The organism is Streptomyces sp. NPDC012935 (genome assembly GCF_042900345.1).
In the GTDB taxonomy this organism is placed as follows: domain Bacteria; phylum Actinomycetota; class Actinomycetes; order Streptomycetales; family Streptomycetaceae; genus Streptomyces.
This window is the reverse complement of sequence record NZ_JBIBBC010000001.1, coordinates 868,109-892,102: the sequence shown is the minus strand read 5'-3', so window position 1 is coordinate 892,102 and position 23,994 is coordinate 868,109. Positions and strand designations below refer to the sequence as shown.

Sequence of the window (23,994 nt, the reverse complement as noted above, 5' to 3'; positions counted from 1 at the left end):
GGGGAACCGCGCGAGCGACCCCCACTACCGGCAGTCGCCCCACGACCGTGGTCCGCGCCCCGTGGGCGCACCACGACTCACCCCGAGGAAGCGTTGCGCATGCGACGCCACACGCCCGGCGCCACGCTGATGACCAGCGTCAACGCGACCGCCGCCACAACTCCCTCCCATGGCTCGCTGAACAGCGACCCTCCGAGAATCCCGATCAACTGATACGTGACCGCCCACGCCAGACACGCCGGAAGGTTCCCGCGGGCAAAGCGCCGCATCGGCCACTTGGCCAGCAGGCAGGCCAGCATCACCGGCAACCGGCCCGCAGGAACCAGCCGGGACAGCACCAGCACCGCCACACCGTGTTCGGCGAGCTTCTCCTGGGCCTGGCTGAGCCGCTCCTCCGGCGCCCGCGAGCGGATCGCCTCCAGCCAGCGCGAGCCGTTCTTCGAGTGCATGCCGCGCCGCCCCAGCCAGTACAGCGTCGCATCGCCCAGGAACGCCGCCGTCGACGCCGTCACGAACACCAGCGCCAGCGAGAAGGGTGCCGTCTGGTGAAACGCCACCACCGCCGCCGAACTCACCAGCGCGCCCGTCGGGATCACGGGCACCAGCGCACCGATCAGCACCAGCAGGAACAGCGTCGGATAGCCGATCGCCTGCTGGGTCGACTCGTACGGCACCGTCGTCGTGGCGGCGGCCCACACCGTCACCGGGCCACCTCCGGGCGCACGCGCTCCCCGTGCGCGAGCCGGTGCACCGCCACGCCGGGCGCGCGCTCCGCCGCGAGCCGTACGAACTCCTCGCCGGGCGCGTGGAATTCATGGGGGCGCACGGCGTCCATGCCGATCGGCCAGTACGTGCCGTAGTGCACCGGCACCGCACTGCGCGGAGCGAGCCGGGCCAGCGCCTCGGCTGCCCGCCCCGCGTCCAGATGCCCCTCCCCGAGATACGGGCCCCAGCCGCCGACCGGCAGCAACGCCACGTCGACCGGCCCGACCTCCTTCGCCATCGCGTCGAACAGCCCGGTGTCCCCGGCGAAGTACGTGCGTGCCTCGCCCTCGAAGACGTAGCCGAGGGCGGGTGAGCGATGCGGGCCTACCGGCAGCCGGCGTCCGTCGTGCCGCGCGGGAACGGCGCGTACGGCCACGTCGCCCACCGTCGTCACGTCCCCCGGCGCCATCTCGGTCATCCGCAGATGCGTGAGCCGGCGCAGGCCCGGCACCGCCCGGCGCGCGCCCCGGGGCACGAGCAGGCGGGTGCCCTGCGGCAGCCTGGCGAGAGACGGAACGTGCAGGTGGTCGGCGTGCAGATGGGAGATCACGGCGACGTCCGCGCGCCAGGCGCCGGGCGCGGGCGGGGCGCCCCGGCGGCGGCGCAGGTGTGCGAGCCGGCGTGCGAACAGAGGGTCGGTGAGGAGGCGCACGTTCGAATCCTCGACCGTGCAGGTGGCGTGGCCCCACCAGGTGATCTCCACCGGCACCTCTTTGCCTCCTTCGCGCGACTCCCCGAAGCGTACGGGCTGGAGTAGGGTCGGCGGCGAAACCCGGAGGTGAGGGGGACGCCATGGGGTCATCCGTAGTGCGCGTGACGGCGATCGCCAGTCTGACGCCGCTCGAAGAGCTGGACACCGAACCCTTCCTGGTGGACTCCCGCAGCCAGCACGCCATGTGCGCGCGCTGGGCCGCCGAGCACGGGTACGTCGTCGCACGCGAACTCCTCGTACGCCGGTTGCGGGCGGACCACAGCGTGCTGTGGGAGGGCGTCCGCCCCGGCCTCGACCTGTTCGTGGCGCCCAGCCGGAGAGTGCTGGAGAGCGCGCTGTCGTCCGTCGACGACTTCTTTGCGGAGTGCGCCCGGCGGGGCGTGCGGGTGGAGATCGTGGGGCGTGCGGAGCCGTTGTACGACGCGCAGATGAAGGCGCGTGTGCACCGGAGGCTGTCGATGCCGACGGCCGGCTACGACGGCCGTTGACGATCACCGCCTGCGGCGCGTGACGAGGCGGCCGGGCGGGACGACGTGTCCGGTGCGGTGTCACAGGGGTGTGCCAGGCTGGGGGCGTGAAGGCCCGTTTCGGGGTGGCGGGCCGGGACGTGAGGTGGGCTGGGCATGCGTGGTGGGCGTTGGCGGCGGGTCGCCAGTCAGATCGGGCGGAGCGTGACCGTGTGGGCCGTCTCCACCGTCACCATGCTCGTGCTCGCCGGGATCCTGCCGGATTTCCAGCTGCAGTCCGCGGACGGTGACAGCGCCACCCACATCGCCATGACCGCCGCCCTCGGCGCCGGCGCCTTCGGCCTGCTGTCCGCGCTCGCCTGGCCTCTTCTCGTACGGCTGCTGCTGCTCGTGCCCGCGCTCGTGCTCGGCCTGCTGGTGTTCTTCCTCAACGGCTCGCTGCTGATCGTCGCTCTGCGCCTCGTCCCCTCCGGCGACAGCGAGGCCGCCCCCGAGACCGCAGTCATCGTCGCCGCCGTGATGTCCGCCGTGGCCTCCGCCACCGGCGCCGCCCTCGCCGTACGGGACGACGACGCGTACCGGCGCCGCCTGTACCGCCTCGCCGACCGCCGCCGCAGGGCCCTGCCGCCCGGCCCGTCCAGCCCCGGCACGGTCTTCATACAGCTCGACGGCGTCGGCCACGACATCCTCCTCGACGCCGTCGGCAAGGACCTGATGCCCACCGTCGCCCGCTGGCTCGGCAACGGCGGCACGGGTGCCGCGGACGGCGCCGGTGCCACCCACCGGCTCACCCCCTGGCGCACCGACTGGTCCAGCCAGACCGGCGCCAGTCAGCTCGGCATCCTGCACGGCAGCAACTACGACGTCCCCGCCTTCCGCTGGTACGAGAAGGCCGCCCGCGAGGTCATGGTCTGCAACCGCCCCACCAACGCCGCCGAGCTCCAGCGCCGCGCCATCGACCGCACCGGCGAGGGCGGACTGCTCACCGCCGACGGCGCCAGCCGCGGCAACCTCTTCAGCGGCGGCGCCGACGAACAGGCCCTCGTGCTGTCCATCGCCACCAAGCGCCGCAGCCGCGAGAACCGCTCCCGCTCGGGCTACTTCGCCTACTTCTCCGACCCGGCCAACGCCGTGCGCACCGCCCTGTCCTTCACCGCCGAGGTCGGCCGCGAGATCGGCCAGTCGACCCGGGCCCGCGCCCGCAAGGTCAGACCGAGGGTCTCCCGCGGTGGTCTCTACCCCCTCGTCCGCGCCTTCGCGACCGTCGTCGAACGGGACGTCGTCGTCGCCGCGGTGATGGGCGACATGCTCGCCGGCCGCACCGCCGTCTATGCCGACCTCGTGGCGTACGACGAGGTGGCGCACCACTCCGGGCCGCGCGGTCGCGACACCGAGAAGGTCCTCGAACGCCTCGACCGGGCGCTGGCGTTGATCGAGAACGTCGCCGAGCACGCGCCGCGGCCGTACCGGATCGTCGTGCTGTCCGACCACGGCCAAAGCCCCGGCGAGACCTTCCGCGCCCGCTACGGGCTCGGCCTCGGTGACCTGGTGCGGGCCGGCTGCGGCCTGCCCGTGCCACGCAGGGCGCGGCGCACCCACAGCGGCGCCGAGGCCCGCGCGGCCGTGCGTGCGGCGCTGCGCCGGCCCGTCGAGGACGGCGGCGAGCAACACCGCCCCTCGCGCCGCCGCTCGGAGCCGATCGTGCTGGCGTCCGGCAACCTGGGCCTCATCTCCTTCCCGAACGTGCCGCACCGGATGACCAAGGAGGAGATCGACGCCCGCCACCCCGCCCTGCTCACCACCCTCGCCAACCACCCCGGCGTCGGCTTCCTGCTCGTGCGCAGCGAGGAGCACTCAGGGGTCGTGCTCGGCGCGTACGGCGCCGAGATCCCGCTGGACCAACTCGACGACAAGTCGGGCCCGTTGGAGGCCTTCGGACCGGGCGCCGCCGACGCCGTGCGCCGTACGCACTCCTTCCCGAACGCCGCCGACATCATGGTCAACTCCGCCTTCGACGAGGCCGACGGCGAGGTCCTCGCGTTCGAGGAGCAGATCGGTTCGCACGGCGGGCTCGGCGGGGCGCAGGGCAAGCCGTTCCTGCTGTCACCGCTCGTCTTCTCCGCTCCGGCCGGCGACGGGGAGGACCTCGTGGGCGCCGAGCAGGTCCACCGTGTGCTGCGGCGCTGGCTGCGGGAGGCGGACGGCCCTCAGGTGCCCTTGGACGTGGAGCCGCAGGAGCGGGCCGCCTGAAATTCGGCTGCGTCCGAGAGCCTCACGGGCACACACTGTTCGAGTCGCAAACTGCTCGAACATCCCCGAGGGAGACCTGCTTTGCAGGCAGCCGTAACCGTCACGCCCGCCCGTATCCCCGACCTGCTTCTCGGCCTCGCCACCGTGCGGCCGGTCTTCATCTGGGGCGCACCCGGCATCGGAAAGTCCTCCCTCGTCAGGAACTTCGCCGAGTCGCTGGGCCTGGAGTGCGTGAGCCTGCTCGGCACCCAGCTGGCGCCGGAGGACCTGATCGGCGTGCCGCAGATCCGCGACGGGCGGTCGGTGTTCTGCCCGCCGCAGGCCATCGCCCGCGACGAGCCGTACTGCCTGTTCCTCGACGAGCTGAACGCGGCCGCCCCGGATGTGCAGAAGGCGTTCTACTCGCTGATCCTGGACCGCCGTATCGGCAACTACGAGCTGCCCAAGGGTTCCATCGTCATAGGCGCCGGAAACCGGGCCACCGACAACGCGCTCGCCCGCCCCATCGCCTCCGCGCTCGTCAACCGCCTCACCCACGTCCACCTGGAGGCCTCCGCCAAGGACTGGCTGACCTGGGCCGCGGACAACGGCATCCACCCCTGGATTCTGGACCACCTCATCGACCGCCCCGACCACCTGTGGTCCAAGCCGCCGAAGACCGAGGAGCCGTTCTCCACGCCCCGCTCCTGGCACATGCTCTCCGACGCGCTGCACTCCTTCGGCCGGGACCTCGACGAGGAGACGCTGAAGGTCCTCGCGCACGGCACGCTGACGCCCGTGCACGCCACCGCGTTCTGCGGATACGTCAAGATCGTGCGCAGCCAGTACGGCATCGAGGCCATCATCAAGGGCGACGCCCGCTGGCCGCACCGCATGCAGGACCGCGACCTGCTCTACTACCTCGCCGAGTCGTTCCGGGGACGCCTGGTCAAGGAGCTGCCGGTCAGCAAGGAGCACATGTCGGCGAGCGGCCGCCAGACCGCGTACCGCGCGAAGTCGCTGCTGGTGCAGCTCGCGGAGATCTCCGTCGAGGTCGCCCAGAGCGTGATCGCCTCCGACGCCGACGGCAACCCCGTCCTGCCGTCCTGGTTCCTGGTGGAGGCCGCGCGGGACATGCCCCGGCTGGTGGAGGCGCGCCGATGAGCCGTACCTCCGACAAAGGGAAGGGGAAGGGGAAGAAGAAGCGGGACCTCGCGGCGGAGGCGTTCGCCGAGGGCCTGCGACTGGTGCGTGCCAATCCCGCGCTCGCCACCGTCGAGTTCGCCGTCTGCCGCCAGGACAAGTGCGAGCAGGCGCCCCACGACGGACTCGTCCGCGTCGACTCCGACGGCGATCTGCACGTCCACCCCGACCGCATCGCCGAACCCGCCGCCTGGGCCTGGGCGATCGCGCACGCCGTCCTGCACCTCGGCTTCGGTCACGTCCCTTCCAAGAAGGGCAGGCCCGTGCAGCCCGACCGCGCGGACCTCGCCGCCCGCTGCGTCGTCGTCAACCGTTTCCTGCTCAGCTTCCCGGTCGGCAAGGCCCCCGACCACCTGCCCCTGACCTACCCGGACGGCGACGAGGAACAGCTCGCCGCGCGCTGGCGGCGCGACGGCGTCCCGGTCGCGTACGAGCGCTGCGGCACCGCGGGCTCCGAGGCCGACCAGCTGCTCGTGGAGTGGATGGGCTGGTTCGGGTCGCCCCCGGACCACCAGCTCGCCTTCGCCACCGCGCTGACCCGCACCGTCTCCACCGCGATGGACCTGGCGGGCGGCCGCCGCGAGTCCATGCTCGGCGAGCCGGTCAAGAAGCGGCCGTGGCAGTGGGCACTGGAGTGGTTCATCACCTCCTACCCGCTGCTCGGCGGCATCGCGGCCGGCATCAAGCTGGTCGCCGACGCCGAACTCGCCCGCGCGCACGGCATCGCCGTCGCCGCCGTCAACGCCGAGGCCGGCGAGATCTACATCAACCCGCTGCGGACGTTCGAGGACGAGGAGTGGCGGTTCATCCTCGCCCACGAGATGCTGCACGCCGCCCTGCGCCACGGCGACCGCTGCGGCACCCGCGACCCGTACCTGTTCAACGTCGCCTGCGACTACGTCATCAACGGCTGGCTGCGCGAGATGCAGGTCGGCGAGATGCCCCAAGGACTGCTGTACGACGCGCAGTTCGGCGGCCTGTCCGCCGAGGAGGTGTACGACCGCATCGTCGGCGACCTGCGCCGGATGCGCCGCCTGGCCACCCTGCGCGGCAAGGGCGTCGGCGATGTGCTGGGCGCCCCGCTCGGCGCCCCCGGCGACTACTGCGACCTCGACGAGTTCTACCGCCGCGGCCTCTCCCACGGCCTCGACCTGCACCAGCAGCACGAACGCGGCTTCCTGCCCGGCGGCCTGGTCCAGGAGATCCGCGCGCTCAGCCATCCGCCGCTGCCCTGGGACGCCCGACTGGCCCGCTGGTTCGACGAGTTCGTGCCACGTCCCGAGCCGGTGCGGACATACGCCCGCCCCTCGCGCCGCCAGTCGTCGACGCCCGACATCCCGCGCGCGGGGCGCTACTTCCCGCCCGAGGAGATCGCCCGCTGCACCTTCGGCGTCGTCCTGGACACCTCCGCCTCGATGGGCAGCGTGCTGCTCGGCAAGGCGCTCGGCGCCATCGCCTCCTACGCCGCCGCCCGGGACGTACCGGCCGCGCGGGTGGTTTTCTGCGACGCGGGACCCTACGACGCCGGCTATGTGCCGGTGACGGAGATCGCGGGGCGGGTACGGGTGCACGGCCGTGGCGGTACGGTCCTGCAGCCCGGGATCGACCTCCTCCAGCGCGCCGACGACTTCCCGCCCGGCGCGCCCGTCCTGGTCATCACGGACGGCTGGTGCGACGTGCTGCGGGTGCGGCGCGAGCACGCGTACCTGCTCCCGCAGGGCCGTCGCCTGCCGTTCACCCCGCGTGGGCCGGTCTTCCGGGTGAGTTGAGCCGGAGTGTGATCGGATGGGGGCACGGACCCAGGAAACGGGCCCCCACGCGAAAGGAAGAACCGTGGCTACCACGCGCTCCGCACACACCGTCTGGGAAGGCAACCTGCTCGAGGGCAACGGTGTCGTCAACTTCGACTCTTCTGGTGCCATCGCCGCCCAGCCGGTCACGTGGGCCTCGCGCTCCCAGGACGCGAACGGCAAGACCAGCCCCGAGGAGCTGATCGCCGCCGCGCACTCCAGCTGCTTCTCCATGGCGCTGTCGCACGCCCTCGCGGGTGCCGGCACCCCGCCCACCAAGCTCGTCACCTCGGCGGACGTGAACTTCCAGCCGGGTGAGGGGATCACCGGGATTCACCTCACCGTGGAGGGAACCGTGCCCGGCCTCGATGACGAGGGCTTCGCTGCGGCGGCGGAGGATGCGAAGAAGAACTGTCCGGTCAGTCAGGCGCTGACCGGCACGACGATCACGTTGTCGGCGAAGTTGGCGTAGCGGGTCGTCTGCGGGGGTGCCACGGTTTGCTCGTCCGGCGGCTGCGGCGCCGCGGTGGCTGGTCGCGCAGTTCCCCGCGCCCCTCGGGGGGCGGCCCTTCGGGCCGGCCTCCCGAACCCTGAGCGATCGCTCAGCCACTGTTTGGTGGCCGTCCCCGCGGTCACCCGTCCCATTGACAAGAACCCGCTCAAGTTTTGTGCTGGAGTTCAAGGGGTGCCCTGGCGGAAGGGGACAGCGATGGCACGCGCGGTCGGGATCGATCTCGGGACCACGAACTCGGTGGTCGCCGTCCTGGAGGGCGGCGAACCCACGGTCGTCGCCAATGCGGAGGGGGCCAGGACCACACCGTCGGTCGTGGCCTTCGCCAAGAACGGCGAGGTACTCGTCGGTGAGGTGGCCAAACGGCAGGCGGTGACGAACGTCGAGCGCACCGCCCGCTCCATGAAGCGGTACATGGGCGATGCGAACTGGCGCTTCCCGGATCAGGGCGACATCGACGGCTCCCGCTACCGGGCGCAGGAGCTGTCGGCCCGGGTGCTGCAGAAACTGAAGCGGGACGCCGAGTCGTATCTCGGCGAGGATGTCACCGACGCGGTGATCACCGTTCCCGCGTACTTCGACGACGCCCAGCGGCAGGCCACGAAGGAGGCCGGGGAGATCGCCGGCCTGAAGGTGCTCAGGATCATCAACGAGCCCACGGCCGCCGCCCTCGCCTACGGCCTCGACCGGGGCGAGGAGCAGACCGTGCTGGTCTTCGACCTCGGTGGCGGCACCTTCGACGTCTCGCTGCTGGAGATCGGCGACGGCGTCATCGAGGTCAAGGCCACCAACGGTGACACCCACCTGGGCGGCGACGACTGGGACCAGCGGATCGTCGAGTACCTGGTGAAGAAGTTCAAGGGGCAGTACGGCATCGACCTCGGCAACGACAAAATGGCCTTGCAGCGGCTGCGTGAGGGAGCCGAGAAGGCCAAGATCGAACTGTCCAGCTCCACCGAGACGACGATCAACCTGCCCTACATCACGGCCTCCGCCGAAGGGCCCCTCCACCTCGACGAGAAGCTGACCCGCGCCCAGTTCCAGGAGCTCACCGCGGACCTCCTGGACCGCTGCAAGACCCCCTTCCACCAGGCGGTCAAGGACGCCGGCATCAAGCTCTCGGCTGTCGACCACGTCATCCTCGTCGGCGGCTCCACCCGGATGCCCGCCGTCACCGACCTCGTGAAGGAACTGACCGGCAAGGACCCGCACAAGGGCGTCAACCCCGACGAGGTCGTCGCCGTCGGCGCCGCCCTCCAGGCGGGTGTCATCCGCGGCGACGTCAAGGACGTCCTGCTGCTCGACGTCACCCCGCTGTCCCTCGGCATCGAGACCAAGGGCGGCATCATGACCAAGCTCATCGAACGCAACACGACCATCCCCACCCGGCGTTCGGAGATCTTCACCACGGCCACCGACAACCAGCCCTCGGTCGGCATCCAGGTCTACCAGGGCGAACGCGAGATCGCGGCGTACAACAAGAAGCTCGGCGTCTTCGACCTCACCGGCCTGCCGCCGGCCCCGCGCGGCGTCCCGCAGATCGAGGTCGCCTTCGACATCGACGCCAACGGGATCATGCACGTCTCCGCGAAGGACCTGGCGACCGGCCGTGAGCAGAAGATGACGGTGACGGGCGGCTCGGCCCTCCCGAAGGACGACATCGACCGCATGATGCGGGAGGCCGAGCAGTACGCCGAGGAGGACCGCAAGCGCCGCGACGACGCCGAGACCCGCAACCAGGCCGAACAACTCGTCTACCAGACCGAGAAGTTCATCCGCGACAACGAGGACAAGGTCCCGGCGGACACCAGGTCCGAGGTCGAGTCGGCGATCACTGAGCTGAAGCAGCAGTTGGAGCAGAACGCCGAGACGAACGTCCTGCGCACCGGCATCGAGAAACTCGCCTCGGTCAGCCAGCAGATGGGCCAGGCGATGTACGCCCAGTCCCAGCAGGCGCCGAGTGACAGCGCCACCGGCGCGGGCACCGAGCAGAGCGCACCGCAGGACGACGACGGTGTGGTGGACGCGGAGATCGTGGACGACGAGAAGGACCAGAAGGGCGGCGCCGCCTAGGGCCTGTCGTTCGGCGGCGCCGGCATGATCCGAACGACAGGCCCTGGGGACCGCTCAGGGCCCTGTCTTCTCCCAGCCCCGCCGCTCCGGCCGGGGCCCCAGCTGCTCGGGGTCCCGGCTGCGGTACACCACGTACGGCCGGAACAGGTACTGCACCGGCGCGCTGAACATGTGGACCAGCCGGGTGTACGGCACCAGCGCGATGAGCACCATGCCGATCACCGCGTGCACCTCGTACAGCACCGGCACGCCCGCCATCCGGTCGACGTCCGGTTGGAGGGTGAAGAGGCTGCGGGCCCACGGGGCGATGGACTGGCGGTAGTCGTAGCCGTCTCCTGAGGAGTGGAACAGCTTGGCGACCATGCCCATCACGATCGCCGCCGCCAGCACGACGTACATGAGCTTGTCGTTGGCCGTGGTCGCCCGGAACACGGGTGCCTTCGTGCGGCGGCGGTAGACCAGCAGGACGATCCCGGCGAGCGTCAGCACCCCCGCCGCCGTGCCGCCGTAGAGGGAGAACACGTGGTACGTCCGCTCGCTGACGCTGAGCGCGTCCGTCCAGGACTCCGGGACGAACAGGCCCACCAGATGGCCGACCAGCACGAACAGGATGCCGTAGTGGAAGGCGGGCGAGGCGATGTTCAGGAGCCTCGACTCGTAGACCTGGGACGAGCGCGTGGTCCAGCCGAAGCGGTCGTAGCGGTGGCGCCAGATCAGGCCGGCGACGAGCAGGGCGAAGACGACGTAGGGCAGGACGCCCCACAGGAGTGTGGTCATGGGCGTGCCCCCGGTTGCGCGGACGGCAGGGTGGCGCACACGGCGTCCAGGACGGACGCGTACGGGGTGCCGAAGTCGGTGAGCCGGGCGCGCAGCTCCTCCAGGCAGTCCCGGTGTTCCAGCAGGAGGTCGGTCTCGCCGGTGCGGGCCGCGAACTCCAGTACCGCGGGCAGGAAGTCGGGCAGCTCCTCGCCGGTGAACTCCAGGCCGTGGGCGCGGTAGACGTCCTTGAAGCGCAGCAGTGACATGCCGCGCCGCCGGGTGTCGCCGTCGCGCCACCAGCTCAGGTACAGGCTGTGGCGGTTCTTGAAGTCGAAGACCTCGACGTAGTGGGCGGCCAGCTCCTGCGGGGGCGTGAGGGCCGCGTGGTCGGTGAACTCCCGTAGCTGCGGGGCCGCCTCGCGCAGCAGCGGGAGGCGGGCACGGAAGTCGTCGTCGGGGTAGGTCAGGCACAGTGCGGCCGCCTGGTACAGCACCTCGAAGGACGGCATCAGGCCTCCTCGGTCTCGGCTGTGTCGGCTGATTGGGCCATGGGGGCTGTGGGGGGAAGGTCGGCCGCGTCGTCCGCCGTCTGCCGTCTGCGCAGGGCGTGGAAGTTCTCCACCGACACCAGCGGCAGCAGCTTGCGGCCCGAGTCCTGGCCGAACGGGCCGTCCCCGCCCATGCCGGGCCCGCCGTCGTAGTCGAGGCTGCACCCCTGCGGCAGTGCGGACTCCTCCAGGTGCCGGGCGTCCGCGACGGCGGCCGTCGGAATCACGTACCGGTCCTCGGACTTGGCGATCGCCAGCAGCCGGTACATCTCCTCGATCTCGTGCGCCTCCATACCGACGGCGGCCGACACCGAGGGATCCGGCTCCTCACCGAGGTTGATCGCCCGCATGTGGGAGCGCATCGCGGCGAGCTTCTCCAGCGAGGACCGGACCGGGCCGATGGCGCCGGCCGTGAACATCTCCGCCAGGTACTCCAGCGGAATGCGCAGGCTGTCGATCGCGCCGAACAGGTTCTGCGCGTCCTCACCGTCGTGCCCGGTCTCCGTCAGCACGTCCACGACCGGGGAGAGAGGCGGGATGTACCAGACCATCGGCATCGTCCGGTACTCCGGGTGCAGCGGCAATGCCACCCGGTACCTGCTGATCAGCGCGTGCACGGGGGAGCGGCGCGCCGCCTCCACCCAGTCGTACGGAATCCCCGCCGCGTCGCAGGCGTGCCGCACCCCGGCGTCCTCGGGGTCGAGGAAGACACCCAACTGCGCCTCGTACAGATCCCGTTCGCTGCGCACCGACGCCGCGGCGGTCACCCTGTCGGCGTCGTACAGCACCACCCCGAGATAGCGCAGCCGGCCCACGCACGTCTCCGAGCAGACCGTCGGCAGACCGACCTCGATCCGCGGGTAGCACATCGTGCACTTCTCGGCCTTGCCGGTGGCGTGGTTGAAGTACACCTTCTTGTACGGGCATCCCGTCACGCACATCCGCCAGCCCCGGCACCGGTCCTGGTCGACGAGGACGATGCCGTCCTCCGCCCGCTTGTACATCGCCCCCGACGGACACGACGCGACACAGGACGGGTTGAGGCAGTGCTCGCAGATGCGCGGCAGATAGAACATGAAGGTCTGCTCGAACTCGAACCTCACCTTGTCCGAGGCCTGCGTCCGCGCCCGCTCCACCATCGGGTCGAGGTTGCCGTAGGCGGGGGCGCCGGCGAGGTTGTCGTCCCAGTTCGACGACCATTCGATCTTCATCGGTTTGCCGTCGAGCTCCGAGATCGGCCGGGCGACCGGGTAGTCGTCGCCGAGCGGGGCGTCGGTGAGGTTCCTGTAGTCGTACGTCCAGGGCTCGTAGTAGTCCTTGATCTCCGGCAGTTCGGGGTTGGAGAAGATCCCGGCGAGCTTGCGGAAGCGGCCGCCCGCCTTCAGCTTCAGGGCCCCGCGCCGGTTCAGCTCCCAGCCGCCGCGCCACCGCTCCTGGTCCTCGTAGCGGCGGGGGTAGCCCTGGCCGGGGCGGGTCTCGACGTTGTTGAACCAGACGTACTCCATGCCGCGCCTGTTGGTCCACGCCTGTTTGCAGGTGACCGAGCAGGTGTGGCAGCCGATGCACTTGTCGAGGTTCATCACCATCGCGATCTGGGCCATCGGACGCATCAGTACTCGACCTCCTGGCTGCGGCGGCGGATCACCGTCACCTCGTCGCGCTGATTGCCCGTCGGGCCCAGGTAGTTGAACGCCCAGGACAACTGGGCGTACCCGCCGACGAGATGGGACGGCTTGAGGATCAGCCGGGTGAGCGAGTTGTGGATACCGCCCCGCCTGCCGGTGGCCTCCGTCTTCGGGACGGCGATGGTGCGTTCCTGCGCGTGGTGCATGTAGACGGTCCCGGGCGGCATCCGGTGCGAGACCACGGCCCGGGCGACGACCACGCCGTTGCGGTTGGCCGCCTCCACCCAGTCGTTGTCGACGACGCCGATCGCGTCCGCGTCCTGCGGGGACATCCAGATGTTCTGGCCGCCCCGGGAGAGCGCCAGCATGAACAGGTTGTCCTGGTACTCGGAGTGGATGGACCACTTGTTGTGCGGGGTGAGATAGCGGACCGTCACCTCCTGCTGCCCGTCCGGTCCCAGGCGCGGTTCGCCGAACAGCTTGTGCATGTCCAGCGGCGGCCGGTAGACGGGCAGCGCCTCGCCCAGCTCGTGGATCCAGTCGTGGTCGAGGAAGAAATGCTGGCGGCCGGTGAGGGTGTGCCACGGCTTGAGGTGCTCGGTGTTGAGGGTGAAGGCGGTGTAGCGCCGCCCGCCCGACTCGCTGCCCGACCACTCCGGTGAGGTGATCACCGGCACGGGCGCGGCCTGGGTGTCCGCGTACGTGACCCGCTTGCCCTCGTGCTCCGCCGCCAGGTGCGCCATCTCCTGCCCGGTGCGGGCCTCGAGCGTGCGGAAGCCCTGGGTGGCGAGGCGGCCGTTCGTGGTGCCCGACAGGGCGAGGATGGTGTTCGCCGCCTTCACGGCCGTATCCAGCAAGGGCCGGCCGTCGGATGTCACGCCGTTCAGGTGCCGGAGGTCCTCGACCTCCTCGTCCGGCTTCAGCGTGATGCCCTTGGCGGGCAGGCCGAGCTCTTCCGCCAGCGGCCCGAGAGCGGCGAACCTGGCGCCGATCGCCGTGTAGTCGCGCTCCACGACGGTGAGGTTCGGCATGGTCTTGCCCGGCACCGGATCGCACTCCCCGCGCCGCCAGTCCAGGACGACCCCGCCCGGCTGGGCCATCTCACCCGGGGTGTCGTGCTGGAGCGGGGTCGCCACCAGGTCCTTGCGCACCCCCAGATGGCCGACGGCCAGCTCACTCAGCCGCTCCGCCAGCGCCTTGAACGCGTCGAAGTCGGTGCGGGCCTGCCACGGCGGGTCCACGGCCGGGGTGAAGGAGTGCACGAAGGGGTGCATGTCCGTGCTGGACAGGTCGTGCTTCTCGTACCAGGTCGCGGCGGGCAGGACCACGTCCGACAGCAGCGTGGACGACGTCTGCCGGAAGTCCAGCGACAGCAGGAGATCGAGCTTGCCCTCGGGCGCCTCGTCGTGCCAGGTCACGTCCCGCGGCCGTACGTCCTCGGGGGCCTCCTCCGCCTGCAGGGACGAGTGCGTGCCGAGCAGGTGCCGTGTGAAGTACTCGGCGCCCTTCGCCGACGAGCCCAGCAGGTTGGCCCGCCACAGCGTGAGCACCCGCGGCCAGTTCTCCGGCGCGTCCGGGTCCTCGCAGGCGAACCTCAGGGTCCCCGCGCGCAGTTCGGCCACCACCCGCGACACCGGATCACCGAACACCTCGCCCAGCTCCAGCGGATTGCGGTCGAACGTCGGATACGACGGCATCCACCCCGTCCGTGCCGACAGCGCGAGACAGTCCGCACCCGTCATCCCCCGCAACCGGCCCGTGCCGAGCGGCGAGGCGAGCACGTCGGCCGTGAACCGGTCGTAGCGCCACTGGTCGGTGTTGAGGAACCAGTACGCCGTGCCGATCATCTGGCGCGGCGGCCGCGACCAGTCCGACGCCGAGGCGAGCGTCGCCCAGCCGGTCACCGGACGGCACTTCTCCTGGCCCACGTAGTGCGCCCAGCCGCCGCCGTTGCGGCCCTGGCAGCCGGTGAGCTGGAGCAGGGCGAGGAAGGCGCGGTAGATCGTCTCGGAGTGGAACCAGTGGTTGGTCCCGGCGCCCATCAGGATCATGCAGCGGCCCTTCGACCGCTCGGCGGTGCGCGCGAACTCCCTCGCGATGCGTATGCACTTGGCGGCCGGGACGGAGGTGTGCGCCTCCTGCCAGGCGGGGGTGCCGGGCGCGTCACGGTCGTCGTACGACGCGGGCCAACGGCCGGGCAGCCCCTCCCGCGCCACCCCGTACTGCGCCAGCAGCAGATCGAAGACCGTCGTCACCAGCGGTCCCCGTGCGCCGCCGAGCTTCGTCGCCGGGACACCACGCCTCACGACGTCCCCGCGCCCCTGCCCGTGCACCCCGCCCTCGGTGTCGAAACGTGGCAGCAGCACCTCGACACCGACGGCCACCTCACTGCCGTACAGGCTCAACGTCGGACGTATGTCGCCGAGTTCGAGATTCCACTTGCCCATTCCCGACTCGGACCAGCGGAAGCCGAGGGAGCCGTTCGGGGCGACCGCGCGACCGGTGGCGGCGTCCAGCACCACCGTCTTCCACTCGGCACTCGCGCCCTCCTGGCCCAGGTCCGAGGCGCGCAGGAACTTCGCCGGGACGTAGGCGCCGCCCCGCTCCTCCAGCGTGACCAGGAAGGGCAGGTCGGTGAACTGCCGGACGTAGTCCGCGAAGAACGGCGTCTCGCGGTCGACGAAGAACTCCTTGAGGACGACGTGCCCCATGGCGAGGGCCAGCGCGCCGTCCGTGCCGGGGTGCGGGTGGAGCCACTCGTCGGCGAACTTGGCGTTGTCGGCGTAGTCGGGTGCGACCACCACGACCTTCTGGCCCCGGTAGCGGGCCTCCGCCATCCAGTGCGCGTCGGGCGTCCGGGTCACCGGGACGTTCGAGCCCCACATGATCAGATACGCGGCGTCCCACCAGTCGCCCGACTCCGGTACGTCGGTCTGGTCGCCGAAGACCTGCGGGGAGGCGATCGGCAGATCGGCGTACCAGTCGTAGAAGGAGAGCATCGGGGCGCCGATGAGGGAGTGGAAGCGGGCGCCCGCCGCATGCGACACCATCGACATCGCGGGGATGGGGGAGAAGCCTGCGATGCGGTCCGGGCCGTACGTCTTGATGGTGTGGACGTGCGCGGCTGCGACGATCTCGATCGCCTCGTCCCAACTCGCCCGCACCAGGCCGCCCTTGCCGCGCGCCTGCTGGTAACGGCGGCGGCGTTCGGGGTCGTTCTGGACGTCGGCCCAGGCCAGGACCGGATCGCGCAGACGTTGCTTCGCCTCCCGGTACATCTCCAGGAGGACGCCCCTGACGTACGGGTGGCGGACCCGGGTGGGGGAGTAGGTGTACCAGGAGAAGGCGGCGCCCCGGGGACAGCCGCGGGGCTCGTACTCGGGGCGGTCGGGGCCGACGCTCGGATAGTCGGTCTGCTGGGTCTCCCAGGTGATGATCCCGTCCTTGACGTACACCTGCCAGCGGCACGAGCCCGTGCAGTTCACGCCGTGCGTGGAGTTCACGACCTTGTCGTGGCTCCACCGGTCCCGGTAGAAGGCGTCCGCCTCGCGCCCGCCCGTCAGCGCGACGCTGTGCAGATCGGACGCGGGCGTGCCCGGCCGGAACCACCTGCCCGCCTTGAGCAGCGCCGCGCCCGGTTCGGCGGGCGGGACGGGCGGTATCCGCGTGTCGGTCACAGGCGCTCCCTTGCTTGCCCGGGGGCCGGGGCTCTGGTCCCGAACCTAGGGCGGGGCGCGGGAGCGCACCCTTTCACCGCACCCGTACGGGTAACCGCACCCGGGCACCCGTCCTGCTAGGGCTTGCGCGCCACCCCCGCGTACACCGGCACGATGCCCTCCGCCTGGGCCGCCACGTCCGGCGCCTCCGGCCGCCAGCCGTAGACCGGGATGACGCCGGGGCCGAGCAGCTCAAGGCCTTCGAAGAAGCGGGAGAACTCGGGCAGCGACCGGGGAAAGAACGGGGTGCCGCTGTGCCGGAAGTGGTTCGCCGCCTTCTCGATGGCCGCCGGGCTGAGGTCCGGGGTGACCTGGGAGAGGATCAGGTAGCTCCCCGGGGCGAGCGCGGCGACGTACTTCTCCACCAGGCCGTACACGTCGTCGCCGTCGGGGTCGTCGCCCAGGTAGTGGGTCAGCGCGACCAGCGACAGCGCGACCGGCCGGCCGAAGTCCAGGGACTCACCCGCCCGGCCCAGCAGCGTGTCGGCGTCGCGGACGTCGGCGTGCACATAGTCGGTGCTGCCCTCTGCCGAGCCGTGCAGCAGTGCCTGAGCGTGCCGCAGCACGATCGGGTCGTTGTCGGCGTACACGACCCTGGACTCCGCGGCGACGCCCTGCGCCACCTGGTGCAGATTGGGCTCGGTGGGGATGCCCGTGCCGATGTCCAGGAACTGGCGTATCCCGGCCTCGGCGACGGTACGCACGGCACGGACCATGAACCGGCGGTTGGCGCGCGCCCCGCGCAGGACCGTGTCGTCCACGGCGAGGATCTTCCGGGCCAGCTCCTCGTCCACCGGGTAGTTGTCCTTGCCGCCGAGCCACCAGTCGTAGACGCGGGCCGGGTGCGGCCGGCTGGTGTCGACGCGGGCGGGCACGGCCTCGGAACCGGTCATGCGGTGTGTTCTCCTCGGGGATCGACGGCCTTCGAGGCCGGCTGCCTCAACAGTTCTCGCGGTGCTCCCGCAGGATCTTCCTCGTGCGCTCGGCCGACGCGGCGGCCGTCGACATGTGGTCCAGGACCTCCAGATGCGCGGCGACCTCCTTGCGGGAGTCCAGATACAGGGCGCCGGTCAGGTACTCGGTGTAGACCATGTCGGGCAGCTCGGGCTCGGCGAAACGGAACAGGGTGAACGGCGCGTACGTCCCCGGGTGCGGGCCGGAGGCGAACTCGGCGATCTGCAGCGTGACGCGGTCGCGCTCGGCGAACTCCAGGAGCTTGTCCAGCTGGTCACGCATCACCTCGCCGCGGATGCTCACCGGACGCAGCAGCACCGTCTCGTCCATGATCACCCACATGTGGGGCGGGTCCGGACGCTCCAGCAGCCGCTGCCGTTCCATGCGCAGCGACACATGTCGCTCGATGGTCTCGGGTCCCGTCTGCCCGATCGTCCCCGCCTCCAGTACGGCGCGCGCGTAGTCCTCGGTCTGCAGCAGGCCGGGCACGAAGTGCGGCTCGTAGGAGCGGACGATGCGGGCGGCGCCCTCCAGGCTCACGTACAGGCTGAACCAGTCCGGCAGCACGTCGTGGAACCGCTGCCACCAGCCCGGCTGGTTGGCCTCCTCGGCCAGCGAGACGAACGCCGCCGCCTCGTCCTCCGGTACGCCGTACGTCTCCAGCAGCACCTGCACGTACGGGATCTTCAGCGCGACCTCGGCCGTCTCGATCCGGCGTACGGTCGCCGCGGCCACGCGCAGCACGCGGGCGGCCTCGTCACGTCCCAGCCCGGCCGCCTCCCGCAGCTCCTGCAGGCGCCTGCCGAGCACCACTTGACCCACGGTCGGCGCGGGCCGCCGCTCACTCACGCCACGCCTCCCCTACGCGCCGAAAGTACGTCGAGCAGTGTGACATGTTCCGGGTTCGCCTGGGGCGGCCGGTGCCGTCTGCGGGGTGCCGGCGCGTGGCAGTCGACAGCGCCCACGCGGCGGAGCCGCACGCCGACAGGCCTCCGCGCCCCTGCGGCGCCGGCATTACCCCGCAGGTAATCGACCGCCCCGCCTTCCCGCGAGACCGTGGAGGCACCGGGTTCCGGGTCGGCGCACTCCGTCCCGGGATCCGGACCACCACCGCAACCCAACCCCGACGGAGGGTGATTCGCCATGTCCGCCACCTCGCTCACCGCGCTCGCCCGGACCTCCGACCCGCAGACCGTGCTGCGCCGATTCCTGGCCCTGGACGCCGTGGTGACCGGGGCGAACGGGCTCGCCTACCTCGCCGCCTCCGGCCCGCTGGGACGGCTCCTCGGGGTCGACGGCACTCTGCTGCTCGCCGTCGGCGCCTTCCTCACCGGGTACGCCGCCGCCGTGGGCCTGCTCGCCTCCCGTGCCCGGCCCGCCGCACTCCCGGTCCGTGTCGTGATCGAGGCCAACCTCGCCTGGAGCGTGCTGAGTGTGGCCGCCCTCGCGCTGTGGCTGTCGCCGTCCCCGGCGGGTGGCGTGTGGACGGTCCTGCAGGCGCTCACCGTCGCCGGGTTCGCCGCGCTGCAGCACTTGGCCCTGAAAGCCCGTCAGGGCATCAGCGACTGAAGGTACTTGACCGTCGCCGGGTCGGCCGGGAGCAGGGTCTCGATGGCCAGCTCGGCGACGGTCACGTCCATGGGGGTGTTGAAGGTGGAGATGGAGGAGATGAAGGACAGCACGCGGCCCTCGTGCTCGATCTGCATCGGCAGCGCGAAGTACGGGACCGGCCCGGCGGATTCGGCGCCGGGCGTCTCCTGCGGAACCGGGTAGGCGGCCACCTCCTCGTACAGCCTGCGCAGCGGCTCGGAGCGGTGCAGCGCGATCTGCCGCTCCATCTGCGCGAGGAGATGGCCGCGCCACTCGCGCAGGTTGCGGATGCGCGGTGCGAGGCCCTCCGGGTGCAGGGTCAGGCGCATCGCGTTCAGCGGGGGCTCGAGGAGGTGCTCCGGGATGCCGTCGAGGATCATGAGGATGCCGCGGTTGGCCGCCTGGACGTTGTACATCGCGTCCACGACGAGAGCCGGGTAGGGCTCATAGCCCTGGATCAGCTGTTCCATGCCCGCGCGCAGTGCATCCAGCGCCGGGTCGTCCAGCGGGGTCTCCGGATAGCGCGGGGCGTACCCGGCGGCCAGCAGCAGCGCGTTGCGCTCGCGCACCGGCACGTCCAGGTGCTCGGCCAGCCGCAGCACCATCTCCTCGCTCGGCCGCGAACGGCCCGTCTCGATGAAGCTGATGTGCCGCGCCGAGGAGTCGGCCCGCAGCGCCAACTCCAGCTGACTGACCCGCCGTTGCTCCCGCCAGACCCGCAGCAGCGGGCCGACGCCCGGGCCGGTGGGGGTGGTGGCGGGCTCGGTGCTGCCGGACGGGACAATGGTCATGAGTACGACCGTAGTCGAGGAGCGCGCCGAATGAACGAGCCGTGGATGTCGTCCCTGGCGGACGAGGCCGTGTACCGAGCCCGGGTGCGTGGCTGTCTGCTCGGCGGGGCCCTCGGGGACGCGCTCGGCTATCCGGTCGAGTTCAGCTCGCTGGAACGGATCCGCGCCGCCAACTCAGAGCGCGGAGTGACGGGACTCCTGTTCGCCGCGGACAGCGACGTGGCCCGCATCAGCGACGACACGCAGATGACCCTGTTCACCGCCGAGGCGCTGATCCAGGCCCACCGACGGGAGCGGCTCAAGGGCATCGGCGGCGGGTGGGCCCTGCTGGTGCGCTGGGCGTACGAGCGCTGGCTGGAGACCCAGCGGCACCCCGGCCCCGAGCAGGCGGCACCGCCGCAGAGCGGCGCGCCCGAGGGCGGTCTGATCACCCAGGCATGGCTGTACGCCCGCCGCGCTCCAGGCAACGCGTGCGTGTCCGGGGTCGCCCAGATGTACGCACCCGACCCCGGGCTCGCGCTCGACGGCAAGCCCGGCGAGGTCAACCCCGACTCCAAGGGCTGCGGCGCGGTGATGCGCTCCGCCCCCTTCGGCCTGGTGAACTCCGCCGACGGCGCCTTCGCCATGGCCGCCCGGGCCGCCCAGATCACCCACGGTCACCCCACCGGCTACTACGCGGCGGGAGCCCTGGCCGCGATCGTGGCGCACCTCGTGGCGGGCGACTCCCTCGAGGGCGCGGTCCTGCGCACGCTGCGGCTGCTGGCGTGCCACCCCGGCCACGAGGAGACGTCGGCCGCGCTCACCGAGGCCGTCGACCTGGCCGGGCAGGGCGCAGCCACCGCGGAGAAGGTCGAGACCCTGGGGGAGGGCTGGGTCGCCGAGCAGGCGCTCGCCATCGGCGTCTACTGCGCGCTCGTCACACCCACCGTGCGCGACGCTCTGCTGCTCTCCGTCAACCACTCCGGCGACAGCGACTCCACCGGCTCCATCTGCGGAAACCTGCTGGGCGCCCGGTACGGCGACCACGGCCTGCCGCACGAGTGGGTGGAGCGCGTCGAGGGCCGGGCGCAGATCGCCGCGCTCGCCGACGACCTGGCGGCCGAAGGCGTGCGGCGCTGACCCTGGGGGACCCGCCTGACCAGGGCCGCCGCGCGCAGGCTGTGGCAGGCTGAAGACGAACCCTCCCGGTGCTAGGAAGGAGCGAGGCCATGCCCCTCGAACCGCTGTCGCAGAAGGAGATCGAGGACCGGCTCGCGGAGCTGCCGGGCTGGTCGCAGGCCGGCGACCGGATCGCCCGCTCCTACCGGCTCGCCTCGCACTTCGCGGCCACGGCGATGGTCGTGCACATCGCCCAGGTCCAGGAGGAGCTCGACCACCACTCCGACCTCACCCTCGGTTACAACACGGTGTCCCTCACCGTGAACACGCACACCGTGGGCGGCGTGACCGAGCGGGACTTCGCACTCGCCCGCAGGATCGAGGAGCTCGCCCCCGGCCACGGGGCACAGTGAGGAGCGGCCCGGACCACGACGAGGAACTCTGACGCGCGTGCTCGACTACAACAAGGAAGCGGAGCGGTACGACGCCTCACGCGGCGGCGAGCCCAGGGCGGCCGCCGCGGCGCAGGCGGTGCTGGGCCTCCTGCCGGACGGGACGCGGCACCTGCTCGACGTCGCCTGCGGCACCGGCATCGTCACGCGGCGGCTCGCCGCCGGGCGCCAGGGCCTGTGCGTGACGGGCATCGACCTCGCACCCGCCATGGCCCGCCAGGCCGCCGCCCGGCTGCCTGGCGCCGTCGTGCTCGCCGACGGCCGCAGGCTGCCCTTCCGGGCCGGCCGGTTCGACGCCGTCAGCAGCGTGTGGCTGCTGCACCTGGCGCGGACCGCCGAGGACGTGCGGACCATCGTCGGCGAGTGCGCCCGGGTGCTGCGGCCCGGCGGGGTGTACATCACCACCGTCGACAAGGCCGCCGCCCACAACGTCGGCAGTGACATCGATGCCGTCCTGGCATCCCGTCCCCGCCGCCCGGCCACGGACGAGTCGGCCGTGGTCGAGTCCTACGCCCACGACCACGGCCTGCTCCCGGCCGGGCACGCCCGCTTCCCGGGCCGGGGCCAGGGCCGCAGCCCCCGCCGCACCGTCGCCGACCTGAACCGCGGCTGGTTCGTCACCCTGCCACCCGGCGGCGCACTGGCAGACGGCTTCGCGGCCCGCCTGGCCGAACTCCCGGACCAGGACCGCCCCCGCCCCGACCCGGTCTTCAGCCTGCGGGCGTTCGTGAAGGCCGGGTGAACTCCATGGTCCAGTTCGTCAGCCAGGTCCGTCCGTCGTCGAGGGAGAACGCCTGCTCCCAGCGGGCCGACTCGGCACAGACGCCCGACCAGACGAACCGCACCCGTACGTCCTTGCCGTCGTGCGTGTCGTCGCCGTAGAACTCGCCGCGGTCCCCCTCGAACCGGCCGATGACGGGCGGGAACAGCTTGCCGCTGCCGCTGGAGGACCAGTTCAGCGACCACTGCTCGCTCTCGCGGTCGAAGAGCCGCAGCGTCAGCCCCTTCGAGCCCACCTGCGGCATGTCGACCTCGTCGATGTTCGCGGCCCCGTCGAAGTACGACCGGCACCTGCTCGTGCCGGGGAACTCCACCCACGCGCTGCCGGGGTCGAGGAAGTCCGTGCGGCGGCGGTGGAGGACCTGCCAGTCACCGTGGAAGAAGTCGAAGTCGTGCGGGCTGCTCATGTGCGGTCTCCAGTGGTTCCGTCAGGTAGGGAGTCGGCCAAGTAGGCCGTCAGGTCAGGGACTTCGGGCGCGAGCATGTGCCGCACCCAGGCGTCCCGTTCGTGCAGGATCGGCGGGAGCTCCCAGACGCAGCCGATCCACGGCAGGTCGGGCGTGATGAAGTGCGTCGGGTCGTTGTCCGGGCAGCCGAGCACCGGCTGTCCCGCCGCCGCGCCCTTGAAGTGCAGGACGTTGTCCCACACCCAGCTGTAGGCGTTCAGGTAGGCGCCGTCGTCGCCGCCCCGGTGCAGGACCACGAACGTCGCCGGGGGAGTGCCGTCCGGCTCCGGCAGCAGCTCCGGCAGGATCGCGTACGCCGCCTTCTCGACCTCGGGCGCGATGCCCGCCGGGTCGGCGGTGACGTGGTAGCGCTTGATGTGCCGCCCGGCCACCTCGATCGGCGGCGGCACGGTCAGCAGTTTCTCGGTGAAGGCGGGGGTCTCCGTCAGGGCCATGGCAGGACGCTATGACCGCTTCACTGACATCCTGTGTCAGTGAAGTCCAGCCGACTCGTCTCGATCCTGCTCCTCCTCCAGACCCGGGGCCGGATGACCGCCGCCCAACTCGCCGCGGAGCTGGAGGTGTCGGTGCGCACGGTCTACCGGGACGTCGAGGCGCTGAGCGCGGCCGGCATCCCGCTGTACGGCGACGCGGGCCACGCCGGCGGCTACCGCCTCCTCGACGGCTACCGCACCCGCCTCACCGGGCTCACCGCCGACGAGGCCGAGGCCCTCTTCCTCGCGGGCGCCCCGGGCCCCGCCGCCCAACTCGGCCTCGGCTCCGTCCTGGCCGCCGCCCAGCTCAAGGTGCGCGCCGCCCTGCCCGCCGAGCTGCGCACCCACGCCGACCGGATCAGCGGCCGCTTCCACCTCGACGCACCCGGCTGGTACGCCGACGCCGACGAGACGCCGCACCTCCCGGCGGTGGCCGACGCGGTCTGGAACAGTCGTGTCCTGCACGTCCTGTACCGCCGCTGGCGTGAGCCCACCGACGTCGAGCGACGCCTGGAGCCGTACGGACTCGTCCTCAAGGCGGGCCGCTGGTACGTGGTCGCGGGCCCCGGACCCCGCACGTACCGCGTCGACCAGATCCTCCAACTCGACACAACCGAAACCGAGTTCACCCGACCCGCCGACTTCGACCTGCCCGCGTACTGGACGGCGTACCAGCACGCCTTCCGCGACCGCCTCCGCCGGGGCGAGGCGGTGGTCCGGCTTGCGCCCGGCGTGGGACTCGCCGGGCCGGTGAAGGGTGACGCGCACACGGAGGAGGACGGCTGGACGCGGGTCACCGTCTCCATCGAGTCCCTCGACCACGCCCATGCCGAGTTCCTGCGCCTGGGCACCGGCGTCGAGGTGCTCGAGCCGCCCGAGCTGCGCGAGATGATCGCCCGGACAGTGGCCGAACTGGCCGAGAGATACGGCAACTTCGGCACGCACGGCGGCGACTGAGGGAGCGGAACCCGTCCGTCCTCCCGAGGAGGTA

Annotated in this window: 22 protein-coding genes; 11 read left to right on the top strand and 11 right to left on the bottom strand. The window is 71.5% G+C overall.

Going from position 1 to position 23,994, the window contains the following annotated elements; all coding sequences use genetic code 11:
- Positions 1-77: 77 nt before the first annotated feature.
- Both ACFY5C_RS03840 and ACFY5C_RS03835 read right to left on the bottom strand, forming a co-directional pair.
- The gene (locus tag ACFY5C_RS03840) at positions 78-704 is read right to left on the bottom strand and encodes a DedA family protein (RefSeq protein WP_389440008.1); all 627 of its coding nucleotides are present in this window, start codon (positions 702-704) and stop codon (positions 78-80) included.
- Positions 701-1,474, bottom strand: coding sequence for an MBL fold metallo-hydrolase (locus tag ACFY5C_RS03835; RefSeq protein ID WP_389440006.1), 774 nt, complete (start codon positions 1,472-1,474; stop codon positions 701-703). The genes ACFY5C_RS03840 and ACFY5C_RS03835 overlap by 4 nt, the downstream gene beginning before the upstream one ends.
- An 83-nt stretch (positions 1,475-1,557) precedes the next feature.
- Here ACFY5C_RS03835 and ACFY5C_RS03830 point away from each other — a divergent pair, with 83 nt between their 5' ends.
- The 6 genes from ACFY5C_RS03830 (at position 1,558) to dnaK (ending at position 9,750) form a co-directional block, all read left to right on the top strand.
- On the top strand, positions 1,558-1,965 hold the full coding sequence (locus ACFY5C_RS03830; protein ID WP_389440004.1) for a hypothetical protein: 408 nt from the start codon (positions 1,558-1,560) through the stop codon (positions 1,963-1,965).
- A gap of 135 nt (positions 1,966-2,100) precedes the next feature.
- Positions 2,101-4,194 (top strand): phage holin family protein, encoded by a 2,094-nt coding sequence (locus ACFY5C_RS03825; RefSeq protein WP_389440002.1) that lies wholly within the window; start codon positions 2,101-2,103, stop codon positions 4,192-4,194.
- Between the two features lie 81 nt (positions 4,195-4,275).
- Entirely contained in the window at positions 4,276-5,337 is a 1,062-nt protein-coding gene (locus ACFY5C_RS03820) for an ATP-binding protein (protein WP_389440000.1), read from the top strand.
- Positions 5,334-7,145, top strand: coding sequence for a hypothetical protein (locus ACFY5C_RS03815; RefSeq protein WP_389439998.1), 1,812 nt, complete (start codon positions 5,334-5,336; stop codon positions 7,143-7,145). Before ACFY5C_RS03820 ends, ACFY5C_RS03815 begins: the two co-directional genes overlap by 4 nt.
- 64 nt (positions 7,146-7,209) lie before the next feature.
- The gene (locus tag ACFY5C_RS03810) at positions 7,210-7,638 is read left to right on the top strand and encodes an OsmC family protein (RefSeq protein WP_365053885.1); all 429 of its coding nucleotides are present in this window, start codon (positions 7,210-7,212) and stop codon (positions 7,636-7,638) included.
- A gap of 237 nt (positions 7,639-7,875) precedes the next feature.
- Positions 7,876-9,750, top strand: a complete 1,875-nt coding sequence (gene dnaK, locus ACFY5C_RS03805) for a molecular chaperone DnaK (RefSeq protein ID WP_389439996.1) — start codon at positions 7,876-7,878, stop codon at positions 9,748-9,750.
- A 54-nt stretch (positions 9,751-9,804) separates the two neighbouring features.
- On the opposite strand, the gene narI is transcribed toward dnaK, so the two are convergent.
- From narI to ACFY5C_RS03775, 6 genes are all read right to left on the bottom strand, one after another.
- Entirely contained in the window at positions 9,805-10,527 is a 723-nt protein-coding gene (gene narI, locus ACFY5C_RS03800) for a respiratory nitrate reductase subunit gamma (RefSeq protein WP_389439994.1), read from the bottom strand.
- Positions 10,524-11,018, bottom strand: a complete 495-nt coding sequence (narJ, locus tag ACFY5C_RS03795) for a nitrate reductase molybdenum cofactor assembly chaperone (protein WP_389439992.1) — start codon at positions 11,016-11,018, stop codon at positions 10,524-10,526. The genes narI and narJ overlap by 4 nt, the downstream gene beginning before the upstream one ends.
- The gene (gene narH / locus ACFY5C_RS03790) at positions 11,018-12,667 is read right to left on the bottom strand and encodes a nitrate reductase subunit beta (RefSeq protein WP_389439990.1); all 1,650 of its coding nucleotides are present in this window, start codon (positions 12,665-12,667) and stop codon (positions 11,018-11,020) included. The genes narJ and narH overlap by 1 nt, the downstream gene beginning before the upstream one ends.
- Entirely contained in the window at positions 12,667-16,359 is a 3,693-nt protein-coding gene (locus tag ACFY5C_RS03785) for a nitrate reductase subunit alpha (RefSeq protein WP_389439988.1), read from the bottom strand. Before ACFY5C_RS03785 ends, narH begins: the two co-directional genes overlap by 1 nt.
- Before the next feature lie 116 nt (positions 16,360-16,475).
- Positions 16,476-17,291: an SAM-dependent methyltransferase gene (locus ACFY5C_RS03780; protein WP_389439987.1), complete on the bottom strand. Its 816-nt coding sequence runs from the start codon at positions 17,289-17,291 to the stop codon at positions 16,476-16,478.
- A 46-nt stretch (positions 17,292-17,337) separates the two neighbouring features.
- The gene (locus ACFY5C_RS03775; RefSeq protein WP_389439986.1) at positions 17,338-18,201 is read right to left on the bottom strand and encodes a helix-turn-helix domain-containing protein; all 864 of its coding nucleotides are present in this window, start codon (positions 18,199-18,201) and stop codon (positions 17,338-17,340) included.
- Between the two features lie 294 nt (positions 18,202-18,495).
- Here ACFY5C_RS03775 and ACFY5C_RS03770 point away from each other — a divergent pair, with 294 nt between their 5' ends.
- Positions 18,496-18,921 (top strand): hypothetical protein, encoded by a 426-nt coding sequence (locus ACFY5C_RS03770; protein ID WP_389439985.1) that lies wholly within the window; start codon positions 18,496-18,498, stop codon positions 18,919-18,921.
- Here ACFY5C_RS03770 and ACFY5C_RS03765 read toward each other — a convergent pair.
- Entirely contained in the window at positions 18,903-19,733 is an 831-nt protein-coding gene (locus tag ACFY5C_RS03765; RefSeq protein WP_389439984.1) for a helix-turn-helix domain-containing protein, read from the bottom strand. The two genes, ACFY5C_RS03770 and ACFY5C_RS03765, sit on opposite strands and share 19 nt — an antisense overlap.
- Before the next feature lie 30 nt (positions 19,734-19,763).
- On the opposite strand from ACFY5C_RS03765, the gene ACFY5C_RS03760 reads away from it, so the two are divergent.
- From ACFY5C_RS03760 to ACFY5C_RS03750, 3 genes are all read left to right on the top strand, one after another.
- The gene (locus ACFY5C_RS03760) at positions 19,764-20,852 is read left to right on the top strand and encodes an ADP-ribosylglycohydrolase family protein (protein WP_389439982.1); all 1,089 of its coding nucleotides are present in this window, start codon (positions 19,764-19,766) and stop codon (positions 20,850-20,852) included.
- 89 nt (positions 20,853-20,941) lie between these two features.
- Entirely contained in the window at positions 20,942-21,244 is a 303-nt protein-coding gene (locus ACFY5C_RS03755) for a 4a-hydroxytetrahydrobiopterin dehydratase (protein WP_389439980.1), read from the top strand.
- 37 nt (positions 21,245-21,281) lie between these two features.
- Positions 21,282-22,025, top strand: coding sequence for a class I SAM-dependent methyltransferase (locus ACFY5C_RS03750; protein ID WP_389439978.1), 744 nt, complete (start codon positions 21,282-21,284; stop codon positions 22,023-22,025).
- On the opposite strand, the gene ACFY5C_RS03745 is transcribed toward ACFY5C_RS03750, so the two are convergent.
- Both ACFY5C_RS03745 and ACFY5C_RS03740 read right to left on the bottom strand, forming a co-directional pair.
- Positions 21,994-22,470: a hypothetical protein gene (locus ACFY5C_RS03745; RefSeq protein WP_389439976.1), complete on the bottom strand. Its 477-nt coding sequence runs from the start codon at positions 22,468-22,470 to the stop codon at positions 21,994-21,996. The two genes, ACFY5C_RS03750 and ACFY5C_RS03745, sit on opposite strands and share 32 nt — an antisense overlap.
- Positions 22,467-22,964, bottom strand: a complete 498-nt coding sequence (locus tag ACFY5C_RS03740) for a hypothetical protein (RefSeq protein ID WP_389439974.1) — start codon at positions 22,962-22,964, stop codon at positions 22,467-22,469. The genes ACFY5C_RS03745 and ACFY5C_RS03740 overlap by 4 nt, the downstream gene beginning before the upstream one ends.
- Positions 22,965-23,003: 39 nt before the next feature.
- On the opposite strand from ACFY5C_RS03740, the gene ACFY5C_RS03735 reads away from it, so the two are divergent.
- A complete protein-coding gene (locus ACFY5C_RS03735) occupies positions 23,004-23,960 on the top strand; it encodes a helix-turn-helix transcriptional regulator (RefSeq protein ID WP_389439972.1) in 957 nt (318 codons plus the stop codon).
- The last annotated feature ends 34 nt before the right edge of the window (positions 23,961-23,994 follow it).